This is a genomic window from Nocardioides sp. (assembly GCF_031422975.1).
Lineage (GTDB): Bacteria > Actinomycetota > Actinomycetes > Propionibacteriales > Nocardioidaceae > Nocardioides.
In genome coordinates this window covers 1-2,863 of sequence record NZ_JANPEO010000204.1, presented here as the reverse complement: position 1 = coordinate 2,863, position 2,863 = coordinate 1, and the positions used below count along the sequence as shown (strand labels likewise).

3 protein-coding genes are annotated in these 2,863 nt (G+C 70.6%); 2 read left to right on the top strand and 1 reads right to left on the bottom strand.

What is annotated here, in order from left to right; genetic code table 11:
• Window positions 1–1,532 (top strand): Mur ligase family protein (locus RMO85_RS06230; protein ID WP_310527558.1); only part of this gene is annotated, 1,532 nt, incomplete at its 5' end.
• A complete protein-coding gene (locus RMO85_RS06225; protein ID WP_310527557.1) occupies window positions 1,533–1,898 on the top strand; it encodes a cupin domain-containing protein in 366 nt (121 codons plus the stop codon).
• Between the two features lie 6 nt (window positions 1,899–1,904).
• Here the strand turns inward: RMO85_RS06225 and RMO85_RS06220 are convergent.
• Window positions 1,905–2,863: glutamate ligase domain-containing protein (locus RMO85_RS06220; protein WP_310527556.1), on the bottom strand; the 959-nt coding region annotated here is incomplete at its 5' end.

The following is a 2,863-nucleotide window of genomic DNA, read 5'->3' as shown; positions in this document are numbered from 1 at the left end:
CGGAGAACGTCGAGATCGCCGAGGAGGCAGCCCGGATGGTCGGTCTCGACATCGCCGGCATCGACTTCATCTGTCCCGACATCACCGAGCCTGTGCGTGAGACCGGCGGCGCGATCTGCGAGGTCAACGCCGCTCCCGGTTTCCGGATGCACACGCACCCGACGATCGGTGAGCCGCAGTTCATCGCCAAGCCCGTCGTGGACATGCTCTTCCCGCCCGGCGCCGTCTCGCGGATCCCGATCATCGCGGTCACGGGCACCAACGGGAAGACCACCACCAGCCGGATGATCATCCACATCTTCAAGGGCATGGGCCGCAAGGTCGGCATGACCTCGACCGACGGAGTCGTCATCGACGAGCGCCTCGTGATCCGCGCGGACGCGTCCGGACCCCGCTCGGCGCGGATGGTGCTGCAGAACCCGCGCGTCGACATGGCCGTCTTCGAGGTGGCTCGGGGCGGCATCCTGCGCGAGGGCCTGGGCTACGAGCGCAACGACGTCGCGGTGGTGCTCAACGTCCAGCCCGACCACCTGGGCCTGCGCGGCATCGACACCGTCGAGCAGCTGGCCGACGTCAAGGCCGTCCTCGTCGAGGCCGTGCCCCGCGACGGTCACGCCGTCCTCAACGCCGACGACCCGCTGGTGCGCGAGATGCGACGCAAGTGCTCGGGCCAAGTCATCTGGTTCTCCATGGAGGAGCCCGGCAGCAAGGCCCGCGAGATGATCGACGCGCACTGCCGTCGTGGGGGCAAGGCGCTCGTGCTCAACCCGTCCGAGCGCGGCGAGATGATCGTGGTCAAGCACGGTCGCCGCGAGATGCAGCTCGCCTGGACGCACCTGCTCCCGGCGACCTTCGGCGGCCGGGCCCGGATGTATGTGCAGAACTCGCTGGGTGCGGCCGCGGCCGCGTTCGCGGCGGGCGCTCCCCTGCACGTCATCCGGCAGGGCCTGCGCACCTTCTCGACGTGCTACTCCCTCTCCCCCGGCCGCCTCAACGAGGTCGACGTCAACGGCGTCAACGTGATCGTCGACTACTGCCACAACGCGCCCGGCATGAAGATGCTGGGCGACTTCGTCGACCGCGTCGGCGAGTCCCTGGAGTCCTCCCACGACCTCGCCCGCCCGTCGCGGATCGGCATCATCGCCACCGCGGGCGACCGTCGTGACGAGGACATGCGCGAGCTCGGCCACATCGCGGCGCAGCACTTCGACGTCCTGATCGTCCGCGAGGACGTCGCCCTCCGGGGCCGCGAACGCGGCGAGGTCGCAGGCTTCGTGGTCGAAGGCGTGCGCGCGGCCATGGCCGAGGGCTCACGGTGCAAGCAGGTCGAGATGGTGCTCGAGGAGATCGAGGCGGTCCGGCACGCGATGAGCCGCGCCAACCGCGGCGACCTCGTCGTGGTCTGTGTGGACAAGCACGGCGAGGTGATGAGCGAGCTGGAGGACTGGTCCTCGCAGGCGCAGGCGGGCTCGGGGGTCAACGACGAGCTTCCGGCGGCCGACCCCGACTACACGGCGCCCGCGGACGCCTGAGTGCGCGTCCTGTCCCTGGCCGACCTGCCGCACCGTCGCGTCGACGCGCATCACAGCCTGGGTTTCTCGGTCGGCGCGTTCGGGCTCTGTGCCGACGCCCACCTGGTCGCGGTCTCCCTCGCCCCCGGCGGCATCATCGGGCGGCACCCGGCCGAGGGCCGGCAGCTGCTCGTGGTGCTCTCCGGCGAGGCGCAGGTCGCCGGCTACGACGGCACGGTGCGCACCATCGGCGTGGGTGAGGCAGCCGTGTGGGAGCCGGGTGAGGCGCACGAGACGCGGTCGCCGACCGGCCTCGTGGCGATGATCGTCGAGGGCGATGTCGACATCGGCGCGCCCGGGGAGCAGATCGACCGCGGCGACGTCTGAGCCGGCTCACACCAGGGTCGCGCGCACCTTCGCCGCGAGCCGGTCGGGACCGTCCGGCGTGCCGCCGTGGTCGGTGATCCAGTCGTACGCCGCCTGCCGCTCGGCATGACACATCAGGCCGATCACGTCGCCGGCCCGCGCCTGCGCGACGAGCGCCGCCAGGCACTCGACCTCCGTGGTGTGGGTCGTGATGTCGGTGACCCCCACACGAGCCGCTCCTGCCCGCAGCAGCGCGTCGATCTCGTCCATGGTCCGGTCGCGGAGGTATCGCTCCTTGTGGCCGATCGCGACGACGTCGCTGCCCTTGGCGCCGATCTCGCCCAGCGAGTCGATGAGCTCGTCGGTTCGGTCTCCCACGGCGCCGAGTCCCAGCAGGAGGCGGGCCCCGGGTCGGCGTACGCCCTCCATGATCTCCAGGAGCGCCTCCAGCCCCGCCTCGTTGTGCGCCAGGTCCATCACGACCGTGATCTCACCGGGAAGAGTGAAGAAGTTCATTCGGCCCGGGTTGTGCTCCGCGTCCGGCATGAAGGTCCTCAGCCCGGCGACCACGGTGTCCGCGGAGATGCCGATCGCGAGCGCTGCGGAGGCGGCGGCGAGGGCGTTCTCGATGTTGAACCGGCTCAGGCCGGCCAGGGTCATGGGGACGTCGACCAGCTCGACCAGCGGCAGCGGATCGGCACCGGGGGTGAGCACGGTGATCCAGCCGTCGATGACCGACGTGGCACGACCGCCGATGTTGATGATGTCGCGGATCGCGGGCGAGTCGGGGTCGCGCGAGAACACCCAGGGCCGGGCCTTGATGATGGACTGCATCGCCAGCACGCGCGGGTCGTCGCCGTTGAGGACGGCCCACCCCTCCTTGCGGGTGATGCGAGCAACGACCGACTTGACCTCGGCCAGCTGGTCGACCGTGTCGATGCCCTGCAGGCCGAGGTGGTCGGCGGTCACGTTGGTGACCACCGAGA